Origin of the sequence: Psychroserpens sp. NJDZ02 (assembly GCF_004843725.1) — a bacterium.
Taxonomy (GTDB): domain Bacteria; phylum Bacteroidota; class Bacteroidia; order Flavobacteriales; family Flavobacteriaceae; genus Olleya.
The window spans coordinates 2,569,733-2,592,300 of record NZ_CP039451.1 but is presented as its reverse complement, the minus strand read 5'-3'; the positions used below and the strand labels follow the sequence as shown (position 1 = coordinate 2,592,300).

Annotated in this window: 13 protein-coding genes; 6 read left to right on the top strand and 7 right to left on the bottom strand. The window is 34.1% G+C overall.

The features are described from left to right. Positions 1–145: 145 nt before the first annotated feature. Both E9099_RS11305 and E9099_RS11300 read right to left on the bottom strand, forming a co-directional pair. Complete coding sequence (locus E9099_RS11305; protein WP_136583701.1) at positions 146–7,366, bottom strand: T9SS type B sorting domain-containing protein; 7,221 nt, start codon at positions 7,364–7,366, stop codon at positions 146–148. Positions 7,367–7,412: 46 nt separating this feature from the next. Continuing rightward, the gene (locus E9099_RS11300; RefSeq protein ID WP_136583700.1) at positions 7,413–7,889 is read right to left on the bottom strand and encodes a hypothetical protein; all 477 of its coding nucleotides are present in this window, start codon (positions 7,887–7,889) and stop codon (positions 7,413–7,415) included. Positions 7,890–8,087: 198 nt separating this feature from the next. On the opposite strand from E9099_RS11300, the gene folE reads away from it, so the two are divergent. The 5 genes from folE (at position 8,088) to E9099_RS11275 (ending at position 12,144) form a co-directional block, all read left to right on the top strand. Further along, positions 8,088–8,765: a GTP cyclohydrolase I FolE gene (folE, locus tag E9099_RS11295; protein WP_136583699.1), complete on the top strand. Its 678-nt coding sequence runs from the start codon at positions 8,088–8,090 to the stop codon at positions 8,763–8,765. Between the two features lie 9 nt (positions 8,766–8,774). Next, the gene (gene cysS, locus E9099_RS11290) at positions 8,775–10,259 is read left to right on the top strand and encodes a cysteine--tRNA ligase (RefSeq protein ID WP_136583698.1); all 1,485 of its coding nucleotides are present in this window, start codon (positions 8,775–8,777) and stop codon (positions 10,257–10,259) included. A gap of 43 nt (positions 10,260–10,302) precedes the next feature. Continuing rightward, the gene (gene yidD, locus E9099_RS11285; RefSeq protein WP_136583697.1) at positions 10,303–10,524 is read left to right on the top strand and encodes a membrane protein insertion efficiency factor YidD; all 222 of its coding nucleotides are present in this window, start codon (positions 10,303–10,305) and stop codon (positions 10,522–10,524) included. A 187-nt stretch (positions 10,525–10,711) separates the two neighbouring features. Continuing rightward, a complete protein-coding gene (lgt, locus tag E9099_RS11280; RefSeq protein WP_136583696.1) occupies positions 10,712–11,638 on the top strand; it encodes a prolipoprotein diacylglyceryl transferase in 927 nt (308 codons plus the stop codon). A gap of 2 nt (positions 11,639–11,640) precedes the next feature. Then, positions 11,641–12,144 carry a DUF192 domain-containing protein gene (locus tag E9099_RS11275; protein ID WP_136583695.1) on the top strand — a complete coding sequence of 168 codons (504 nt, stop codon included), beginning with the start codon at positions 11,641–11,643 and terminating at the stop codon, positions 12,142–12,144. Between the two features lie 459 nt (positions 12,145–12,603). On the opposite strand, the gene secDF is transcribed toward E9099_RS11275, so the two are convergent. The 5 genes from secDF to gyrB form a co-directional block, all read right to left on the bottom strand. Further along, the gene (gene secDF, locus E9099_RS11270) at positions 12,604–15,612 is read right to left on the bottom strand and encodes a protein translocase subunit SecDF (RefSeq protein ID WP_136583694.1); all 3,009 of its coding nucleotides are present in this window, start codon (positions 15,610–15,612) and stop codon (positions 12,604–12,606) included. Between the two features lie 155 nt (positions 15,613–15,767). After that, entirely contained in the window at positions 15,768–16,358 is a 591-nt protein-coding gene (locus tag E9099_RS11265) for a hypothetical protein (protein ID WP_136583693.1), read from the bottom strand. Between the two features lie 120 nt (positions 16,359–16,478). Beyond that, complete coding sequence (locus tag E9099_RS11260) at positions 16,479–17,132, bottom strand: DUF4412 domain-containing protein (protein WP_136583692.1); 654 nt, start codon at positions 17,130–17,132, stop codon at positions 16,479–16,481. A gap of 275 nt (positions 17,133–17,407) precedes the next feature. Then, positions 17,408–18,334 carry a malate dehydrogenase gene (mdh, locus tag E9099_RS11255; RefSeq protein ID WP_136583691.1) on the bottom strand — a complete coding sequence of 309 codons (927 nt, stop codon included), beginning with the start codon at positions 18,332–18,334 and terminating at the stop codon, positions 17,408–17,410. Between the two features lie 315 nt (positions 18,335–18,649). Beyond that, entirely contained in the window at positions 18,650–20,599 is a 1,950-nt protein-coding gene (gyrB, locus tag E9099_RS11250) for a DNA topoisomerase (ATP-hydrolyzing) subunit B (protein WP_136583690.1), read from the bottom strand. 434 nt (positions 20,600–21,033) lie between these two features. Between gyrB and E9099_RS11245 the strand changes: the two genes are divergently transcribed. Next, entirely contained in the window at positions 21,034–22,545 is a 1,512-nt protein-coding gene (locus E9099_RS11245) for an ATP-binding protein (RefSeq protein WP_136583689.1), read from the top strand. The last annotated feature ends 23 nt before the right edge of the window (positions 22,546–22,568 follow it).

Genomic DNA, 22,568 nt, shown 5'->3' with positions numbered 1-22,568 from the left:
AAACCCTAATATTTATAGATGGAGACATTTTCTATCTTATAATAAACCACAAGAATTATTTATAAGGCTACTTAAGTATACAAAAAAGCCTGAACATATGTTCAGGCTTTTTTTATATCCATAACTATTAGGTAGTTATTATGACTTATCGCTTTAAGGTAAAGTGTGCCTTAAATTGTTTTCTACTATTATTTGGATCGTTTGGTTCTCTATAGTCAACTGTAAACCAATAGTCACTGGTTGGCATTGGATTTCCGTTATACGTTCCATCCCACCCTAATCCTGTTGGACTGAGTTGCTTTAATAGCTTTCCATAACGATCAAAGATGTAAATCACAGCATCTGGTTGATCATCAATTCCGTAGATATTCCATGTGTCATTAAAACCATCATCGTTTGGTGTAAAGAAGTGTGGGTAATCCATTATAGAAACTGGTAAACTAGATTCTCCACAACCATTTATATCTCTTACTGTTACAATATGATCTCCTGCTCCAACATCCGTAAAAGTATATGTTCCATCATTTGGCACATTAACTTCCCATGGTCCGTCATCAATACTAAATTCGTATATAGAACTTCCACTTCCTGTTGCGGTAACAAAAATGTTATGTACGTCTGCAAAAGCTTCTGTTAACAAGTCTACTGTTATTGTCGGTGGCTCGCTTTCTTCAACTATTGTTGTTGCCTCTGTTGGACACATAGTAACACTACTTGAACTAACATCTGTAACGATTACAGTGTAATTACCGCCTTGCGTTGGCTCTAAACTACTTCCTGTTTCTCCTGGAATAATAACCGATTCTAAAAACCATTCAAAAGTATAGTCCGTGGTATTTAATCCTGTTTCGATTATTGGCGCACTGACTACTTCCGTACCATTAGTGTTAATACATAATATATAGCTCGCCTCTAACTCAACCTCTGGTAATGGATTTACTTGTAAGGTTAACTCTGCGGTTTCATAACATATTGAAGTATCAACTGTAGTACCTGTTCCTGATCCATCATCTATCATCGTATCATTATCTACACGCACATAAATAACTTGTGGGTTAATTATGTTTTCGTATAATAATGGTAAAGGATTTATTGAAGCATCGGCATCGGCTTGCGTTGCGTAGTAACTTACAATATAGTTTGCTGGATCTTGTCCATCTAAAACGTCTGGATTTTGAGAAACTAAATCAAACTGCACACTATCATTTGTAGTATCCCCATCGGTTTCCATATTGTCATCACATAGCTCGTAAACAATTGGCGTCATATCTGGATTAGCCTGTGCACCCTCTTGTACCTCAATACTAAAACTTGTTCTAGCAATACAACCTGTAAGATTATTTGTAATATCTACAGAAATAATCTCTGGGTTGGTAGCATTGGTATAACTTGATGGATTACCTATTGTAGTACCATCTGCTGCATAAAACGTTAGTGTAAAATCGGTAGCACTTTGCGTCCCTAAAATTTCGTCTGTTTTACTCACTAAATCAAATCCGTATTGACCATCACTAAATAACTCGCAATAGATATAGTCTTCGATTGGACTAACCTCTGGTAATGGATTAACAATAATATCAAAGCTTACAATGGTATAACAACCTGTTCCTGATGTTCCTGTTTCATCTGTTCCGTTAGTTACACGCACATAAATAGTTTGTGGGGTAATAGCCACTCCTGGATTTGTTGGATCTTCATTACTATGCATCGTCGGATCAGCTATTGGCGTTGTTCCCATTAAAGCATTATCTAAATCCGTATAGTAACTTAAATGTCTTGGATCACTTGGATTAATACCTTCACCATTTAATATGACGGTCGCATCTTGCGTTAAATCAAAGATTTCGATTAAATCGTTTGGTCCTACAATAGCAACATCATCACACAACTCAATATTATCTGGATTTTCTAGTGGTGTTGGATTTGGCAACACACGAATCGTTAATGTGGTAAATGAGAAACATCCTGTGTTAGAATCTGTAACTCTAACATAAACCGTTTGTGGGTTTGCTGGATTAGCTCCAACCATCATGTTGGTATACATCGTTGGGTCTGCAATAACATTAACATCCGCTTGTGCATCTGCTTGTGTTACGTAATACGCAACAATCCAACTGACGTCACCTGCTGTAATTTCGTCATCTTTAAGGGTTAAATCAAATGTTGCCATGTCATCATTATTTTCATAATAATTAGCATCTAACTCATCACAAATAGCTAATGGTGTTGGCTGTACTAGTACTGGAGGAAAGTCTACTCTAATTTCAAACTGTCCTGTAGTCACACAACCATTTGTATTACTAACTAATCGGATATAAATGGTTTGTGGATTAGTCGCATTGGTATAGTTACCTGTGTTAACTATAGGACTATTTCCACTCTCAGCATTTAATGCTGTAGTATGATACGTTAAAGTAAAATCTGCAGGATTTTGTGTTCCTAAAATTTGTGGGCTCATAACCGTATCAAAATCAAACTGATTAAAACCATCGTTATTATCATCACACACGACATAATCGTCTATTGTTGCAGGTACTACTGGTGAAGGCTGCACTTCTAATGGTAAAATAACTATTGTAAAACACCCCGTAATATCATTTTCTGCACGAACATATACATTCTGATTATTAAGTACGACATTAGTGTATGGACTAGTTAATAGATTTATCCCCTCGGTAGCATCTGATTCTGTTTCGTGATAACTGATACTAACCCCTGGCTCACCATTTAATATACTTACCGTTTGACTGTCTAAATCGAAAAGTGCTAGACCATCATTATCAATATCACATTCTATTAATGCACTCGGGTTAGCTTCTGGTGATGGTGTTGGGTTAACTCTTAAATTTAAAGTAATTGTACTAATACATCCTGTCACATTATCTTCTGCTCTGACATATACGGTTTGTGCATTAGCGGTATTAGTATAAGGACTAAAAATTTGATCCGCAACTGTTGCATTGTCCGCCCCCGCTTGTGTAAAGTAATGCGTTAATGTAATACCCGTTTGTCCATTTAAAATTTGTGCATTAGCATCTTCCAAAGTAAACTCTTCTTGTGCTAGTGTTGCAACTTCTCCTGGTAAATCAGTAGCGTTACATAACTCTAATGGCGTTGGCTGAACTAACACTGGTAATGGATTAACAATTAAATCCATAGTTGTAGTCGTTGAACATCCATTAGCATTATCCGTTATTACAACCCAAATCGTTTGCATATAAACCGTTGTATTAGTAAATGCATTTGGTGTCGCTATGCCATTTTGAGGGACTGCTGCATCTGCTGCTGTCGTATAATAGGTAATAGTATAATCTGTAGTTGCTAAATCATTTGTTGTATCTGTATCTAATTGATTTAATATTTCTGGATTATTTAACTCTAAATCAAATGACGCAATGCCGTCTGCATCATTATCACAAACCTCCAATGGACTTGGATCTGTTATTTGTGGTGTAGGATTGACGATTAATCTTAAATCTTCATAACTAGCACATGCTGTTGTTATAGTTGCACTTTCAACACGCACATAAACCACCTGTATATCTTCTACTATATTAGTATAAGGACTTGTTAATGGATTAACATTAAGCTGTGCATCACTAGATGTTTCATGATAAGTTACTGACAATCCTGATACACCTCCCGTAATTTGGGCTTCAGCATCTGTTAATTCAAAGACACCATAACCATCACTATCTGGATCACAAAAGGTTAAATCTGTTGGCGCAAAAGTGATTGGCGCTTGCTCTACTTCTAATTGTAAAGTTGTTGTTGTGTAACATGTTGTATTTACATCCTCAACCCTAACAAATACCGTTTGTGGATTACTAATATTAGTATAAGGTATTGCTAATGGATTTACTTCCATATCCGCATCTAACTGTGTCAAATAATACGTTACTACGTACGCAGGATTACCTCCACTTATTTCATTATTTTTAAGACTTAAATCTATCGAGGTTAAGCCATCTGGTGTACCATCGTCACAAACTGATAAAGGTGTAGGATCGACTGCTACAGGCTCCGGGTAAACCGTAACGATATTATTGGTTGTTGTTGGACATGGACCATTAGTAGAATAGTCAATACTATAAGTTGTATTAGAAATTCCTCCAGAAATTAAACCAGAAGTAGCATCTAGAGTTACTGCATCACCAGCAGCAGGCGGTACATTAAACGTAAACACTCCGCCTGACAACCCTGTAATAGTAGCTATTGCACCATCACATGTTGGTACATAAGTCACTGTCGAATCATCCGCTGAAAGTATATTTAGCACCTGAGTACTTGATTTAATACAGGCCCCAGCGGTTGTATATTCAATAGTATAACTTGCTCCTGGAGTTGCTGACGTTACTGTTCCTGTATTACTATCTATTACTGCCGTATCTGTAACCGCAGGGTTAAAAGCATAAGTTCCGCCAGGTGTAACTACCGAATCTACAACACCTCCATTACAATCTGCTAGCACTGTAAATGCAGGATCATCTTGATTTAAAACTGTAGCGTTTTGAAAACTATTTTCAGGACAAGGTCCTGAGGTTGTGTATTCAATAACATAAGTTTCTCCTGAAACCCCATTAGTAACCTCTCCTGTAACCATATCAATAACAGCACCATCAGTCACCGCAGGATTAAAGTTAAAGACTCCTCCTGTATCTCCAATAATATTCATTGTAGCGCCATCACAATTTTCTAATACAGAAAATGCTGGATCCTCTACAGAATTAACTGTTACAGACTCCGTACTACTGTCAGGGCAAGTACCTGCTGTCGTATATTCCACTGTATACGTTTCTCCAGGCGTACCGTTAGTTATTGTTCCCGTAGCAGTATCGATAGTTGCAGAATCTGTTGGTAAAATACTAAACACGTAAGTCCCACCTGGTACTGCTACCGTATCAACCAGTCCTCCATCACAAGTAGGTTCCATCGTAAAGGATGCATCATCCCTTGTTAGCACTACTAAAACTTGACCTGTAGACGATGGACAAGCACCAACAGTTGTTGTATATTGTATAGTATAACTAGTTCCTGAAACACCATTAGTGACTTCTCCCGTTGCAATATCTATTACTGCACCATCACCTAAATCAGGATTTAATGCAAATGTCCCTCCAGGTGTCACAATACCACTTACTGATCCTCCAGTACAATTAGGTGTTATTGTAAATGAAGTATCATCGCTTGGATTAACTATTAATTCAAAAACTGGCAAAGCAGACGCAGTATAACAGGCATCATTACCCACAACCTGTACTCTTGCATAAATTTCCTGAGGATTAACTGTATTAGTATAATCACTAACCAATTCTGTACCAGCAACACCTGCATTGGCTTGAGCAAAACTTAAGTAATACGTGACTACAAAATTTGTTGACGATTGTGCCCCTAAAATAGCTGCATTTTGACTTTCTAAATCAAAAGGTTCAAAACCATCATTTGCAGCATCATCACAAGTCTCCATATTTGGAGCAGGGTTAATTAATGGTTGTGATGTTATGTTTAATGTAAACATTTCCGTTTCAAAACAACCCGAGTTTAAATATTCAATTCTAACATAAATAGTTTGAGGCACCCCTAAAACAGCAGACGAACTATAACTAGCAGGTGTCGAAATTGCTGAAGTTCCAGCAGTTGCATCAGCTTGCGTTTCATAATAAGTAATATTGAAATCTCCAGGAACAGCAGAAGGCGCTGTAATAACGGCATCATTTTCTGTTAAATCAAAAATATATGGTAATGCCCCTGGATTACATAAAAACAAATCATTTGGCAACCCATTATCTAGCTCTGGTAAAACATCAATACAAACTTCTTCTGTATACTCACAACCAAAATCATCTGTTGTTCTATAGGTATAACAATGTGTGCCTGCCGTAGCTGGTTGCACAGTAATATCGTTTCCGGTAGTAGAAGTTATTGATGGGTCAGCATCCCAACCCTCTGTTACTGTAACTGGAGTAAAAGATAATTCTGGAGGTTGTAAGTTTGGATCAAACACTATACTCCAAGAGAAAATATAACCATTATCAAAATCAAAATCATCTACTATCCTCAAACACCAATCCCCATTTAATGGACTCCCTAAAAAGGCATTAAAAGTCTCTGCTGGCATATACGTCCCCGAAACAAATGAAGGCCCAGGAGTTGAGTTCCCTTGACTACTACCAGCTGTAATAGTTGGTGCATCTACTAATAAAATAGAAGCAGAACTATCAAAACAGTAATCTGCACCTACGCCCGCATCTTCTATAGTTTCATCGTCAATTGGAGCCCCTAAATATGTATCGACATTATCTATATTACCGTTGTGTAAAAGTACTTCGTCTCCAACAGGAGATACTAATGTAATAAATAAATCTCCAGAATATGAATGTTCCATATTTATGCAAATAGATACAATTTGATTGACGTCCGTCAATGTCTGGGAAGACTCATAACAATCTACTGTAACACAACTTTCAAAAGAAGATCCAGGTTCATCAGGAAGAAATGTTGTTTCACTAACGGGCGGAGTACAATCATTAATAAACTCCACAGGAGTCACAAGTCCAGTAAGCGTAGTACTTTCTCCAAAACAAACTACACTATCTACTGCTTCTGTTCCAGTAAAATCTGGATCAGTACCTACTTGAATCACTTGATTAATTAAATTAGTGTTTGCACAACCCTCTGGATTTACCCCCGTATTCGTATCATTAACATTTAAGTTAACGATATAAACTCCAGGTACGGCGTAAGAAAATGTTGCCGATTGTCCAGAAATAAAATTGCCATCTCCCAAATCCCACTCGTAAGTAGCTCCTGATCCATCTACAGAAAATGTTGCACTTCCGTCTAGTGTAATAGGTTCATCAGGACATACTCTAATATAGCCATCACTATTCGGAACAGGAGATGCGTTATCTAACTGAGAGACTATAGTCTGGCAAGGCTCTAAACAAGAGATTGTTGCTGCCCATCCTGATGCATTAGGCGTACCATCCGAAATAAATTGAATCGTTAAACACCCTGATGGATTAGTAGGAGATGCTGATATAAACCCCGGATTAGCGGAGGCACCTCCACCCGAATACGACCCAAATGGCGGCGCTGTTGTTATATCATCACCATCATAAATAGTCATAATATCTGTATTCAATCCGGTACTGAAAGCTGTAAAATCTAATTGAACTAAATTACCTGGTGTATCCGGACAAATAACTAAAATAAAATCTTCATTATCAGAGTAATTAGCAGAAGGCCCACCAGAATCATAAAATACACCACCACATTGATTAACTGTTGTGTTTTGCATCAGTACATTTTGTGATAAGGCAATAAATGAATTTAAAAATATAAGGGCTAATAAAAAATTTTTCATTGGTCTGTTTTTATGATATCGCAGTTGATGGTAACTAATTTCCTGATTACTTTCTAATGGTTTGAGATTTAATAGTAATAAAATACTCTGTATTATCTATTCTATACATACTTGAACCAATTCCAAAAAATTGAAGGTTATATTTCAAGACATTAAATGTTGAAGCGTCATAACTCTTATCGAGAACTAGATTACTGTTATAATTATTAAAAAGCCCAACAGCACTAATAAGCTTATACTTGTCCTTATTACTAACCAAATTTGGTCTTTTTTTAATAGACACTCTATTTCTTAGTAAATGCTTAAAGTCTTTTACACGTTGTGGATTACTTAAAACATAAGTTTGTAATTTATCTTGATAAACCTCCTGCAGCATCCCCATTTCTTTTGCTGTTAATGGTGCCTCAACATTTTTCTTATATTTAACTAATTGTGTTTGTTGTTTCTTTTGGGTTTGTGCTACTCCTTGCTGAGCAAACAACAATACTCCAAATGCTAGTGTAAAGAAAACTTTAAATTTCATAGTTCTTCGGGATATAATTTAGTTTGAAAATTAAGAAAATTTTAATTAATATTATGTTAATATTAGGTTCTTAATTTAAGTTTTTCCTATTCTTATACATATAACAAGCACATTTAACAAATCCCTACCCTCAATCAAATTTATTTATTGTTTATCTTTGCAGACTATTTTAAACACCATTTTACAGACTTTATTTAAATGAAGATTGAAAACAATATAGACGAAAATGATGCTATTGGCGAAAACCATATTGGCACAAATCACGACACACCTTTAAGAGCCGATGCTTTTGACCTATCAGACGCAGATAAAATTGAGAGTATCAAAAAAGACGTCACTAAAATATTAGAGACTTTAGGTTTAGACTTAACGGACGACAGCCTAAAAGGCACACCTAACCGAGTTGCTAAAATGTTTGTTAACGAGATTTTTGGAGGCTTACACCCAGACAAAAAGCCAAAAGCCTCGACTTTTGATAACAAATATCAATACGGAGAAATGCTTGTAGAAAAAAACATAACTGTTTACTCGACTTGCGAACATCATTTATTACCAATAGTAGGACGTGCACACGTCGCTTACATCTCTAACGGAACTGTTGTTGGATTGTCTAAAATGAATCGTATTGTAGATTATTACGCAAAACGTCCACAAGTACAAGAGCGTTTGACCATACAAATAGTTAAAGAACTTCAAAAAGCTTTAGGCACGGATGATGTTGCTTGTATTATAGACGCTAAGCATTTATGTGTTAACTCTAGAGGGATTAGAGATATTGAAAGTAGCACAGTCACTTCAGAATTTGGAGGGCAATTTAAAAAAGAATCTACTAGACGCGAATTCTTAGAATATATTAAACTAGAGACCAAATTTTAGTAAACAGCAATGGAACTTTACAAGCATCAAAACATAAAAATATACAACTCTTTAACAGGAGAAAAAGAGAACTTTAAATCTATTAACGAAGGTTATATTGGCATGTATGTTTGTGGACCAACCGTTTACAGTAACGTCCATTTAGGAAACGTTAGGACATTTATGTCTTTTGATGTGATATTTAGATATCTTAAACATCTAGGTTATAAAGTCCGTTATGTCAGAAACATTACAGATGCAGGACATTTAGAGAACGATGCCGATGAAGGTGAAGACAAAATCACTAAAAAAGCAAGGTTAGAAGAGATTGAACCTATGGAAGTTGTACAACGTTACACTGTAGATTTCCATAATATATTAAATACATTCAATTTTTTACCACCAAGTATAGAGCCTACAGCAACGGGACATATTATCGAGCAGATAGAGTTAATTAAAACCATTATTGACAATGGATTTGGTTACGAGGTCAATGGCTCGGTATATTTTGACGTTCATAAATATAACAAAACTAACAATTACGGCATTTTAAGCAAACGTAAGTTAGAAGATTTAATACATAATACAAGAGCACTAGACGGCCAATCTGACAAGAAAAACCCACAAGATTTTGCCCTTTGGAAAAAAGCCGAACCAACACACATCATGCGCTGGCCCTCTCCTTGGAGTGATGGTTTCCCTGGATGGCATTTAGAATGTACTGCTATGAGTACTAAATATCTTGGCGATCATTTTGATATCCATGGTGGCGGAATGGATTTAAAATTCCCACATCACGAGTGCGAAATTGCTCAAAACCAAGCTGCATTAGGCAAATCTCCAGTAAACTATTGGATGCACGCTAACATGTTAGAGCTTAACGGCCAACGCATGTCTAAATCTACAGGTAACACTGTAAATCCAGACGAGTTATTATCCGGTAATAACACCTTTTTTAGTAAAGCCTATACACCAAGTGTTATCAGATTTTTTGTGGCACAATCCTCTTATCGCAGTATTTTGGACCTTACGGATGATGGGCTATTAGCCAGCGAAAAAGGGTATAATCGTTTAATGGAAGGCGTCAGCCAATTAGATCATTTAAAAATATCTAAAACATCTACAGTAAACATTGACGCTTGGAAGCAAAAATGTTACGATGCCATGAATGATGATTTTAACACACCAATTGCTATTGCAAACTTATTTGAAGGAGTTAAATATATCAATCAGATAAAAGAAGGAACCGAGACTATTTCCGAAAAAGATCTAGACACTTTTAAAACAACAGTCAATGCTTTTGTTTTTGATATTTTAGGACTAAAAAATGATAAAGCAGCAGTTGGAGCTGGAACAGACAAACTATCTGGAGCCGTACAACTATTAATCAAATTGCGCCAAGAAGCTAGAATAAATAAAGACTTTGCGTTATCTGATCAAATTAGAGATGAGCTAGCAGAAGCAGGCATACAACTTAACGATGGTAGAGAAGGCACAACATTTTCTACTAATTAAATAAATTAACGAAGTCCTTTCTTTACGAGAGGACTTTTTTATTATGAAAAAAATACTAATTGCTCCCTTTTTATTTTTAATTAAGGTTTATCAAAACCTGATTTCCCCATTTACACCAGCCACCTGTAGATACCAACCCACTTGTTCAAGTTACACCAAGGAAGCGTTACAAAAACACGGACTACTTAAAGGATTAAAACTAAGTATCAAACGTATTTTTAGTTGTCATCCCTGGGGAGGCAGCGGTTACGACCCCGTACCGTAATTATTTGGGCGTTTTAACAGGCTGTCCGTTATATCTTTTTTAAGAAAAATAAAAAAGGATGCCACTTCCATCCTTAACGCAAGCGCACAAGCTTTTAGTCTCTTCATTAATTTATTGCTAAACCTTTGCTAAGTAATTCTGATAAATAAAGCATAAATGCTATATTTACAACTCCAAAAAACAAACTATGTACATACTTAAATTCGATTGGAATCCGTTAACAGGAATCGATATTATAGGAAATTTTAAAATACATTTTTATAGCTTAATGTGGATTGCCGCATTTGTTATAGGACATGCTATAATGAAATATATTTTTAAACGTGAAAAAATAAAGTTAGAATTTTTAGATCCTTTATTTATATACACCGTCCTTGCTACCATGCTTGGTGCACGTTTAGGACATGTTATATTTTATCAACCTGAATTATTTTCGCAAGACTTTTTTAGTGTCTTTCTACCGTTTAAATTTAACGGTGGTTTCGAGTTTCAAGGCTTTCAAGGCCTAGCAAGTCATGGTGCAGCCATTGGTATTATTATCGGTATGTTTTTATACCGTAAAAAATACAATTACAAATCATTAATGTGGATTTTAGACCGTATTGTTATCCCTGTAGCTTCGGGTGCCATATTTATTAGATTGGGTAATTTTATTAATTCTGAAATCATTGGAAAGGTAACGGACTCTGACTTTGGTGTTAGGTTTGTACAAAACTTTTATAACAAATATGAGATTGTACAAAAAACAGGAATTAAAGACGTTAAAAAAGCCTATGCTTCTATAACTGACAATCCAAACATGGCGCCATTACTAGAAGCAGTACCTTTTAGACATCCTGCACAATTATACGAATCGTTTTGCTACATTTTTGTATTTTTAATACTATGGTTTATTTATACTAAAACAACTAAAAGAGATCAAACCGGATTTTTATTCGGGTTATTTTTAATATTACTTTGGAGTGTTCGATTTTTTGTCGAGTATGTTAAAGAACCACAAGGTGATGAATTTATCAATTGGTTTGGCCTTAACACGGGACAATGGTTAAGTGTTCCATTTATTTTAATTGGTCTTTATTTTATGTTTGTTTTTAAACCTAAAACTACTGTCTAATAATGAAACTATACTTTAAATCCTCTACCCTACTTTTAATTTGCGCTTTGACTCTTGGTTTTACCTCGTGTAAGGAAGACAAAGCAATTGAACCTGTAAAGATTGACTTTAAAAAAGAAGGTGAGCTAACACTTTTTAAAGGCGATACAGACACTATTGTAAAAGTGTTTAATATTGAGGTTGCCAAAACTGATTACGAGATACAAACCGGTTTGATGTATCGCGATAGTATGAAAGACGATCAAGGAATGCTATTTGTTTTCCCTGAAGTAAGACAACGCTCATTTTACATGAAAAATACGCGTATCCCTTTAGACCTTATCTTTTTTGACCATAACAAACGTGTCGTTAGTTTTCAGGAAAACGCAAAACCTATGGACGAAACTGGTTTACCTTCAAATACACCTGCGCAATTTGTTTTAGAACTTAATGCAGGAATGGCACAAAAGCTATTACTTGATGTTGGCGATAAAATGGATTATTTTGAGTACCTCTTAGAAAAATAAAATTCTTATTTATACCATACAAAAAGCCTAATTGTTACTATTACAATTAGGCTTTTTTTTGTGTGCTTAAATATACTCTCTCCTTATCCTTTACTAGGATTAATGATTACTAAACCTAATTTAAATAGGAGCATTGTTCTGTAAACAATACCGTTTTATACTATTTGAAGTTATAAATATGGGATTAAATATTAAGGCTATTCGTTTAGCAAGAGCTTTATATTAGCTCTGAATCCGCGTTAAGGATTGATGTGGAAATCCTTTTTGTGAGGCACGAGCAAAAAGATTGTAACGGAAAGCCTGACACACTTTTGCCATTAAAAGTAAAAGTGGGTGACTCCCTAAAAAATCATATTGATTGTTTTAAAAAGATTGCTTCGCTCTACTCGCAATCACACAAAACAAAAAAGCCTTTCTAAATTAATAGAAAGGCCTTTTTTTATACTGTTTGTCTTACAACTACTTCACTACTGTTTCGTCAACGACTACTTCTTTCTTTTTTAATGCGTCTGCTGCATTTCCTTTTTTAACAAAGTCATACATGACAGGTGTTGCAATAAATAATGATGAGTATGTACCTACAACTACACCAATGATTAAGGCAAACATAAACCCTCTAATGGAGTCTCCTCCAAAAATAAAGATTGCTAATAACACCACTAATGTTGTTAAAGACGTATTTAACGTACGACTTAAGGTACTACTTAATGAACTATCAATAACTTTAGCAAATGGCCACTCTGTGTGCTCATTGAAAAATTCACGAATTCTATCAAATACTACCACCGTATCATTTAATGAGTACCCAATTACCGTAAGTATTGCTGCTATAAATGCTTGATCAATTTCCATTGAGAATGGCATAAACTTGTATGTTAAAGAGAATACTCCTAATACGATAATAACATCGTGGAATACTGCTGCTACTGCACCAAGTGAGAACTGCCATCTTTTAAAACGGAATAAGATATATAAGAAAACAACTATTAATGATCCTAATACAGCCCAAAAAGAAGCTTGCTTAATATCATCTGCAATAGAAGGACTTACTTTATACTGATCCATAATACCAACTTGCTTATCTGCATTTGACAGGTCTTTAAACGCTTCAAAAGACACGCCTTTTAAATAAGGTTGTAAGGTGTTATAAATTTTAAGTCTTACTTCCTCGTCTACTTCGTTAGCCGTTTCGTTAATTTTATATTTAGTCGAAATTTTTAAGTTATTATCATCTCCAACAGTTTTTACAGTAGCACTTCCAAACACATCTTGTGCTGATAAAAGTCCTTCTATCTCAACTGCACTTACTGGCTCAGCAAAACGAACTTGAGTAGTACGTCCTCCTACAAAATCAATACCTTGATCTAAACCATTAGTAAATAAAGACCCTAAACTTACTACTATTGCTACTGCAGAAATAATATAAGCAACTTTACGTTTTTTAAGGAATTCGATATTAATGTTTCTAAATAAGTTTTTAGTTAATCCTGTTGAGAATTCTAATTTACCTCCTCTATTTGCATACCAATCTACTAATAATCTAGTAATAAAAATCGCAGTAAATAATGATGTACCAATACCTATTAATAACGTAGTTGCAAATCCTTTAATTGGACCTGTACCAAAAATAAATAAGATTAAAGCTGTTAAACCTGTTGTAATGTTGGCATCTAAAATTGAAGACAATGCATTACTAAACCCGTCTTGAATGGCTGCTTTTTGGTCTTTACCTTTGGACAACTCTTCCCTAATACGTTCAAAAATAAGTACGTTTGCATCTACAGACATACCAATAGTTAATACGATACCTGCAATTCCAGGAAGTGTTAATACTGCTCCAATACCTGATAACACCCCAAATATTAATAAGATGTTGAATAACATAGCGATGTCAGCAAATAAACCTCCTTTACCATAGTAAAACGCCATCCAGATTAAAACTAATGCTAATGCAATACCAAAAGACATTGTACCACTATCAATAGCTTCCTGACCTAAAGATGGTCCAACTACACTACTTTGAATAATCTCTGCACGAGCTGGTAATTTACCTGCACGTAATACGTTAGCTAAATCTGTTGCTTCACTTAAGCTAAAGCTTCCAGAAATTTCAGTACTTCCTCCTGCAATTGGTCCTGTAGATGATGATGGTGCAGAGTATACTATGTTATCTAAAACAACAGCAATTTGACCTTGCGTTTTAAAAGCCTCACCTGTCATTTGCTCCCAAATCTTAGCACCTTTACTATTCATTTGCATACTAACCACTACTCTGTTGGCTTGGTCATAAGACTGACGTGCATCTGTTACAACTGCTCCATTTAATGGTGGCTCATTGTCTCTGTTTCCTTTTAAAACAAAAAGATCTACTAACTCACTATTTTCTGTTGGTTTACCAAAAACAAATTTAGTATATTTTAATTCTGATGGTAATAATGCCTTTACTTCTGGCATTGCTAAGTAGCTTTCTACTTTTTCTTTATCTGCTATATTAAATTGTGCTAGTGTTGCTCCAAATCCTGGTCCAGCCATTAAATCAATTAATGGGTTAACCTCGTTTACAGTTTCGTTTTCTTCACCTGTAAGTGCTGCAATTGCTTTTTCTTCTTCAGTTAATTCTTTAGCTTCAGTAGTATCTTCTGAAGTTGTTTTAGCCTCTAATTTAGTTTTAAGTAAGTCATTTGCTTGAATTAAAAACTGATTAAATTGATCTGCTTTTAAACCTTCCCAAAACTCTAATTGTGCTGTTTGAATAATAAGATCTGTAGCACGCGCTACATCTTTAACACCTGGTAATTCTAATAATACACGTCCAGTGTTACCTAAACGTTGGATGTTTGGAGATGTTACACCAAACTCATCAATACGCTTACGTAATACTTCAAAAGCAGAAACGATTGACTCGTCAACCTTTGTTTCTAAAACTGCTTGTGCGTCACTATCTGACATGTTAAGATCAATCTCTCCGACTAATGCTCTGTTTGCGAAAATATCTGGAGATGCTAATTTTTTATCTCCTTTTATAGCGTCAAATGCTACAAAGAAATCTTCTAGATAAGTGTTTTGACTATCTTTCTGAATCTCGTCTGCATCATCTAATGCTTTTTTAAATGTAGGATCCTTACTGTCGTTTGATAATCCTGTTAATAAATCTCTAACAGAGATCTGAAGTATTGCTTCTAAACCTCCTTTAAGGTCAAGACCTAACTTCATTGAGTTTTGCTTAACATCTCCGTAAGTATTTCCAAGAAAAACACTTTCTTTTGATGTTGCTAATGTGTCTAAATACTTAGCAGCATAGTCATTTACTTTTGCAGAGCGGTCTGTTGCTCCTGCTTCAATTTTACTTTCAGCTAATTCTGTTGCATTGTTTTCAATCGCATTATTTTTAAATGTGAAAGACAGTTGGTAAATACTTACCAACCCAAACAATACAGCGAATAGTTTTACTAATCCTTTATTTTGCATGGTTTTGTTTATTTAATGTCAAATTTTTTGATCGCGCAAATATATAGCATGCGTGAAGATTTGACAATATTTTTAATGGTTTAAAATGAATTGTTTAAAGCTAAAATAGACGTTATTTTAAAGCTTTTAAGGTGACCGATTTTGGAATAAAATCGTTAAGCAACAGGTCCTGCTCTACCTTCCGGGATATTAAATGCGCCTTTATCAATACTAATTGAAATATTAGTATTTACCTTTTTAGCAACAATTATCGTTTGATTTAATTGTAATATGTTTTCAGCTATAGCTAAAAAAGATACCGTAACCTGAGAGGCTCTAGTATATTCTTGCTTTACTTCTACTATATACTTACCATCAAAACCAATTCCAGATTCGGTTGTTGTTTTGATTTCAAAAACATCAATTTGATAGTCATCGTTTAAAGGATTATCTGATTGAATATCTTGACCAACTAGTTTAACTAGTTTTTCTTTTAATAAAACCGCTTTTACGTTTTCAATAGAAGTATCACTATAATATGAAATAGTTAAGGTCCCGTTGTACTGAAGCACCTGTGTGTTTTTGACACCAATACTTTTAAGTTGACTTTTAATTACAGCAATAGTCGCTTCGGTTTGAGAAACAGCTGTTTGGTTATCTGAAAACTGAAATACAATTTCTTGGTTAGGTACAGTGATTTGTTGTTGACTAGCAACAAAAAATGTAAGCGCAATAAGTAATGCACCAAAGTACCATTTTGACCTCATGCGTCAAATATAAAAAATATGATGGTACTACTATAATCTTTAAGCAAATAAATAGGGTTTAAAACAAAAAAAAAGAGCAGCTATTACGCTACTCTTTTTTTTTCAAACATTGTAAAAAGACTATTGTCCTTCCATTTTGTCATATCCTTCCGGAACAGCAACCTCAAACTTATCTTCAGAAACCGTTTCTTTTTTAATTTCAGTTACTTCAGACACGATAACCATATCCATCCCCATTTGGTTTACTTTCATTGTCATATGTAATGGAAAACCTTTTAATTTATCTCCTAAACCAGACGTTTGTTGTGATGCCACAGGAATAGCCTCTGTAGTAAACATAACCATTTCTACATCAGATCCGTTTTGCGACATTTTAACGATATATTGTTTACACTCGTACCCCAAAACTGTTTTAACTTCTTCTCCTTCTGTAACAACAACGTCTTTAGCTAATTCTTTAGCTTCAGTCGTATCTGTTAACACATATTTTTTTCCCAACATTGGGTTATCCATTAACACTAACATTTTATTTTCTTTATCATTATTAATTGTAATAACCTTACCAGACATTGGATTATTTAACTCTCCTCTTGAGTTTTTATCTTTAAAGTAAGTTGTTGTTAGCACATCTCCCATCATATCAAAACTAGCTTGCGCTTGTTCGTTATCACTAGACATTGTTGTTTTGGTAATTATAACCCCTTCTGTTAATTGATCTTGCGCAACCATAGATAAACTATAAGCTGCTACTAATAAAAATACTAATTTTTTCATTTTGTAAAATTTGTTTCGATTAATTGTTTTTTTGTTTCGTTGTGCAAATTAATTATTGACAAATACAATGCCATAACAATTTTACAAACTAAATAGAAAGCTAAGATATTACTATCTATTTATTATATAAAAAAAACAGCTTTAATTTTTCTTCAAACATAAAAGTATCTTATTATTTCAAGTTAAAATGCAGAAAAAAAATAAGCACCAAAATGGATTGTATAAAAAAAGACTATCTTTTCAGACAGTCTTTAAACTATACTTTAATGTATTTATTATAATTCTAATAATCCATTAGTTTTCTTAACACCTTCAGCAGATTCAACTAATTTTGCTTTTTCAGCATCAGTTAAACTAATTTCTACTATTTTCTCGATTCCGTTTGCCCCTAATACACAAGGAACTCCAATAGATAAATCACTTAAACCAAATTCGCCTTCTAATAAAGCTGAACAAGGGAAAATCTTTTTGGTATCACATGCAATAGCTTGTACCATTCCTGATACAGCTGCACCTGGAGCATACCAAGCAGAAGTACCTAATAAACCTGTAAGTGTTGCACCACCTACTTTAGTATCTTGCACAACTTGTTCCATACGGTCTTCAGATAAAAACTCTGAAACTAAAACACTATTTCTTACCGCTTTATTTATTAATGGCACCATACCTTTATCAGAGTGACCTCCAATTACCATTCCGTCAACATCACTAATAGGAGCTCCTAAAGCCTCTGCTAATCTGTATTTGAAACGTGCAGAGTCTAAAGCTCCACCCATACCTATAATTCTCTCTTTTGGTAAACCTGTAGTTTTGTGTACTAAATAAGTCATAGTATCCATTGGATTACTAACTACTATGATAATGGTATCAGGCGAGTTTTTAATTAAGTTAGACGATACTGTTTTTACAATACCTGCATTAATACCAATTAACTCTTCACGAGTCATTCCTGGTTTACGTGGAATACCTGAAGTAATTACACAAACATCAGATCCTGCTGTTTTAGAATAATCGTTAGTTACACCTGTTATTTTAGTATCAAAACCATTTAAAGAGGCTGTTTGCATTAAATCCATTGCTTTACCTTCTGCAAAACCTTCTTTAATGTCTAATAAAACGACTTCTGATGCAAAGTTTTTAATTGCAATATACTCTGCACAACTTGCACCTACTGCTCCTGCTCCAACTACTGTTACTTTCATATCTTATTTAATATTTAAAATTAATTGTGTTTCTTACTGTTCTACAAAATTAACATTTTAAAATTACTTTTTATTAAGAAAATTATAAATCTAGAAGATGATCTTTAATCCTAAAAAAAAGACCATAAAATTGAACAGTAATCAAGACTCTTTTAAATCCTAAAAACTGCTATTTTAAATTCATTTTTCTCAAAGTCTTTAATGCATTACATAAAATTAAGTGTTTCCATTTTTACCGGTCAAAATAGATTGAGAGTAAAAAAAAAGGAAACATTAAAAAATGTTTCCTTTACAATATAAATTTAACTTAACTAATTAAGCATCAATATTTGCATAAATAGCGTTTTTCTCAATAAACTCTCTACGAGGTGGAACCTCATCTCCCATTAACATAGAAAATACGCGATCTGCTTCTACACCATTATCAATCTGTATTTGACGTAATGTTCTAAACTCAGGATTCATTGTTGTATCCCAAAGTTGTTCTGCATTCATCTCTCCAAGACCCTTATAACGTTGTATTTTTGAAGACTCACCAAACTCTTTCATAATAGCAACACGCTCTTCATCACTCCAAGCATATTGTTTTTTAGCTCCTTTTTTAACTAAGTATAAAGGCGGTGTCGCAATATAGATATGTCCGTTTTCAATTAACTCTTTCATATATCTAAAAAAGAAAGTCAAAATTAAAGTTTCAATATGCGAACCATCGATATCGGCATCACACATGATTACTATTTTGTGGTATCTTAATTTAGAAAGGTTTAAGGCTTTACTATCTTCTTCTGTTCCGATAGTGACACCTAAAGCTGTAAAGATATTTTTTATCTCTTCGTTTTCAAACACTTTATGTGTCATCGCTTTTTCAACATTTAAAATCTTACCACGTAAAGGCAAAATCGCTTGGAACGCTCTATCACGACCTTGCTTTGCAGTACCACCTGCCGAATCTCCCTCGACTAAGTACACTTCACATTTTGCAGGATCTTGCTCAGAGCAATCAGATAATTTCCCTGGCAAACCACCAATACTCATTACTGTTTTACGCTGTACCATTTCACGCGCTTTTTGTGCGGCGTGACGGGCTTGTGCTGCAAGGATTACCTTTTGCACTATGATTTTAGCATCGTCTGGATTTTCCTCTAAATAATCAGATAACATCTCTGAAACAGATTGACTTACTGCTGCAGAAACTTCTCTGTTTCCCAATTTAGTTTTTGTTTGTCCCTCAAATTGAGGCTCTTGAACTTTTACCGAAATAATAGCTGTTAAACCTTCACGGAAATCATCTCCTGCAATATCAAACTTTAATTTGTCTAACATCCCTGACTCATCCGCATACTTTTTAAGTGTATGTGTTAAACCTCGTCTAAAACCAGAAAGGTGCGTCCCTCCTTCGTGTGTGTTAATGTTGTTTACATAAGAATGTAAGTTCTCTGCATATGATGTATTATAAATCATTGCAACCTCAACAGGTACACCATTTTTTTCACCTTCAAAAGAAATAACATCTTTCATTAAAGGCTCTCTTGTCGCATCTAAAAACTTGATAAATTCTTTTAATCCTTCTTCAGAATGAAATGTTTCACCTTCAAAAGAACCATCTTCTTTTGTAAAACGCTTATCAACTAAATGAACTGTAATACCTTTATTTAAATACGCTAATTCGCGCATTCTACTTGCTAAAGTATCATAATTATACTCTAACGTTTGTGTAAAAATTGTTGGATCTGGTCTAAAAGTAACTGTTGTTCCTCTTTTATCTGTATCTCCTGTTGACTTTACAGGATATAACGGTTTTCCTTTAGCATATTCCTGCTCGTAAACCTTACCATCTCTGTAAACAATTGCATGAAGGTGATCTGATAATGCATTTACACAACTTACACCTACACCGTGAAGTCCACCAGAAACTTTATAAGAATCTTTATCAAACTTTCCACCAGCACCAATTTTAGTCATTACAACTTCTAATGCAGAAACCCCTTCCTTTTTGTGTAACCCTACAGGAATACCACGACCATCATCTTCTGTAGTAATCGAGTTATCCTCATTAATTGTAACTGTAATATTATCACAATGACCAGCTAAAGCTTCATCAATCGAGTTATCTACAACTTCATATACTAAATGGTGTAAACCACGTACTCCGACATCCCCAATATACATGGAAGGACGCATACGCACATGCTCCATACCTTCTAAAGCCTGGATACTATCTGCTGAATAGCCATCTTTATTGAACTCTTCCTTTTTTTCGCTCATATTTATATTGTTTATGATCTGTTTCTATTATTAATAGCATAAAAAAAGATGCCTTTTAAGCACCCTTTTGAATACAAACAAATATACAAAATAAATAAAGTTTTTCAAGCTAATTTAAGCGTTCAACTTAAAAATTATTAACATTTGTTCAAAAAAATAAAAAAGCTCTTAAATCGTCTAAAAAACAGCTTAAAACAAAAAAAATAACTATTTTTTATATTTCCTGAAACACTTAAAAACCAAAAAACGCTAAGAACCTACCTTTTAACAACCTTTAAATTTTGATTATACAACGTTTTTTTAACACTATTGATATGAAAAGAGCATATATTTAGGTCCACATCAAAGTAACTTTAAGAAAAACAGACCTAGCTATTAACACCTTATAAATAATTTTTATACTTTCGTGAACCTAAATTGACTTAACCCAATCTATGAAAAATTATTTTTCTTCGACTTACAAGAAAATGATAGTCATAATGGCAGCCTCGGGCTTCTTATTTCTAATCATCTGTTTTGTTTCATATTTTATTTTAAAAAATCAAGACAAAACGTATTTAGCTGTTTTAGCATTTAGCTTTTTAGCATTGTTAGTCATTTTTATTTTTTTCTTAAGAAAAATGATTGCCGAACCCTTAAGTTTAATCATTCAAATATTAGAAAAAAATGACGAATCTGCAATCGCGAAACTAAAAGAGGCTTCATTAGAATTTTCGCGTATTGGTGACTTGTTTCTAAATAGTAATCAACAAAAAGAAGAATTACAAAAAGCTAAAGAAAAAGCTGAAGAAAGTGAAGTTTTAAAAGCTTCTTTTTTAACCAATCTATCTCATGAAATAAGAACACCTATGAATGCAATTCTGGGGTTCTCTGACATTTTAAGTACGCAAGAATTATCTGAAGCTGAAAAAAAAGAATACATAACTGTTATTACACGTAGTGGAGAGAACCTAGTATTGATTATTGATGATTTAATTGAAATGTCTAAAATCGATACCAATCAAATAAAACCAAATTATAGTGCTTTTAATTTAGAAGAGGTTTTAAATGAGGTTAAACAAACTATTGAAATTAGCATTCCTAAAGACAAATCCTTAAAATTATTTTTAGATCAACCCAAACACCCTGTTGTTTATCAATTAATAAGTGACGAAACAAAATTTAAGCAAATAGTTGTAAACCTTGTTAATAATGCTGTAAAATACACAGAAAAAGGAGCCGTTAATTTTGGATACAATATCAATCCAGATAGTAATATGCTTGAATTTTATATTAAAGATACAGGTATTGGAATGACTAAAGAAGATTCTAAAAATATTTTCAATAGGTTTAACCGTATTCAAAATGACAAAACCATCAATTTAAGTGGTCTTGGCTTGGGACTTGCTATTTCAAAAGCCTACATTGATATGCTAGGTGGAGATATATGGTTAAAATCTGAAGAAAACACAGGTACCACCTTTTACTTTACAGTACCTTTAAAACTTAACGGCTTACCTATTACACCTAAAAAAGAAGTTGAATTAAATACTGTTGACAAAATTAAGCCTTTAAACATTTTAATTGCCGAAGACAACAATATTAACTTCATGCTAATTAACCGTGTTATGAGCATGAGAAACTATACGGTCATTAGAGCAAAAAACGGAGAAGAAGCGGTTACGATCTGTAGAGAGAATGACGCAATACAACTAGTTATAATGGATTTAAAAATGCCTAAAATGGGTGGTTTTGAAGCTAGAAAAATAATCAAAGGATTTAAACCATATTTACCTATAATCGCTCATACAGCCTATTCTTCTGCAGAAATTAACAGCGAAGTTTATGAAGCAGGCTTTATTGATTGCCTTTCCAAACCATTAGACAAAACAAAACTATTTAGGGTTATCGATAGGATTCAACATCTTACACCTGACCCAAAACCAACGCAACTTATTTTAGACTAAAAAAAATGCCCAATAAATATTGG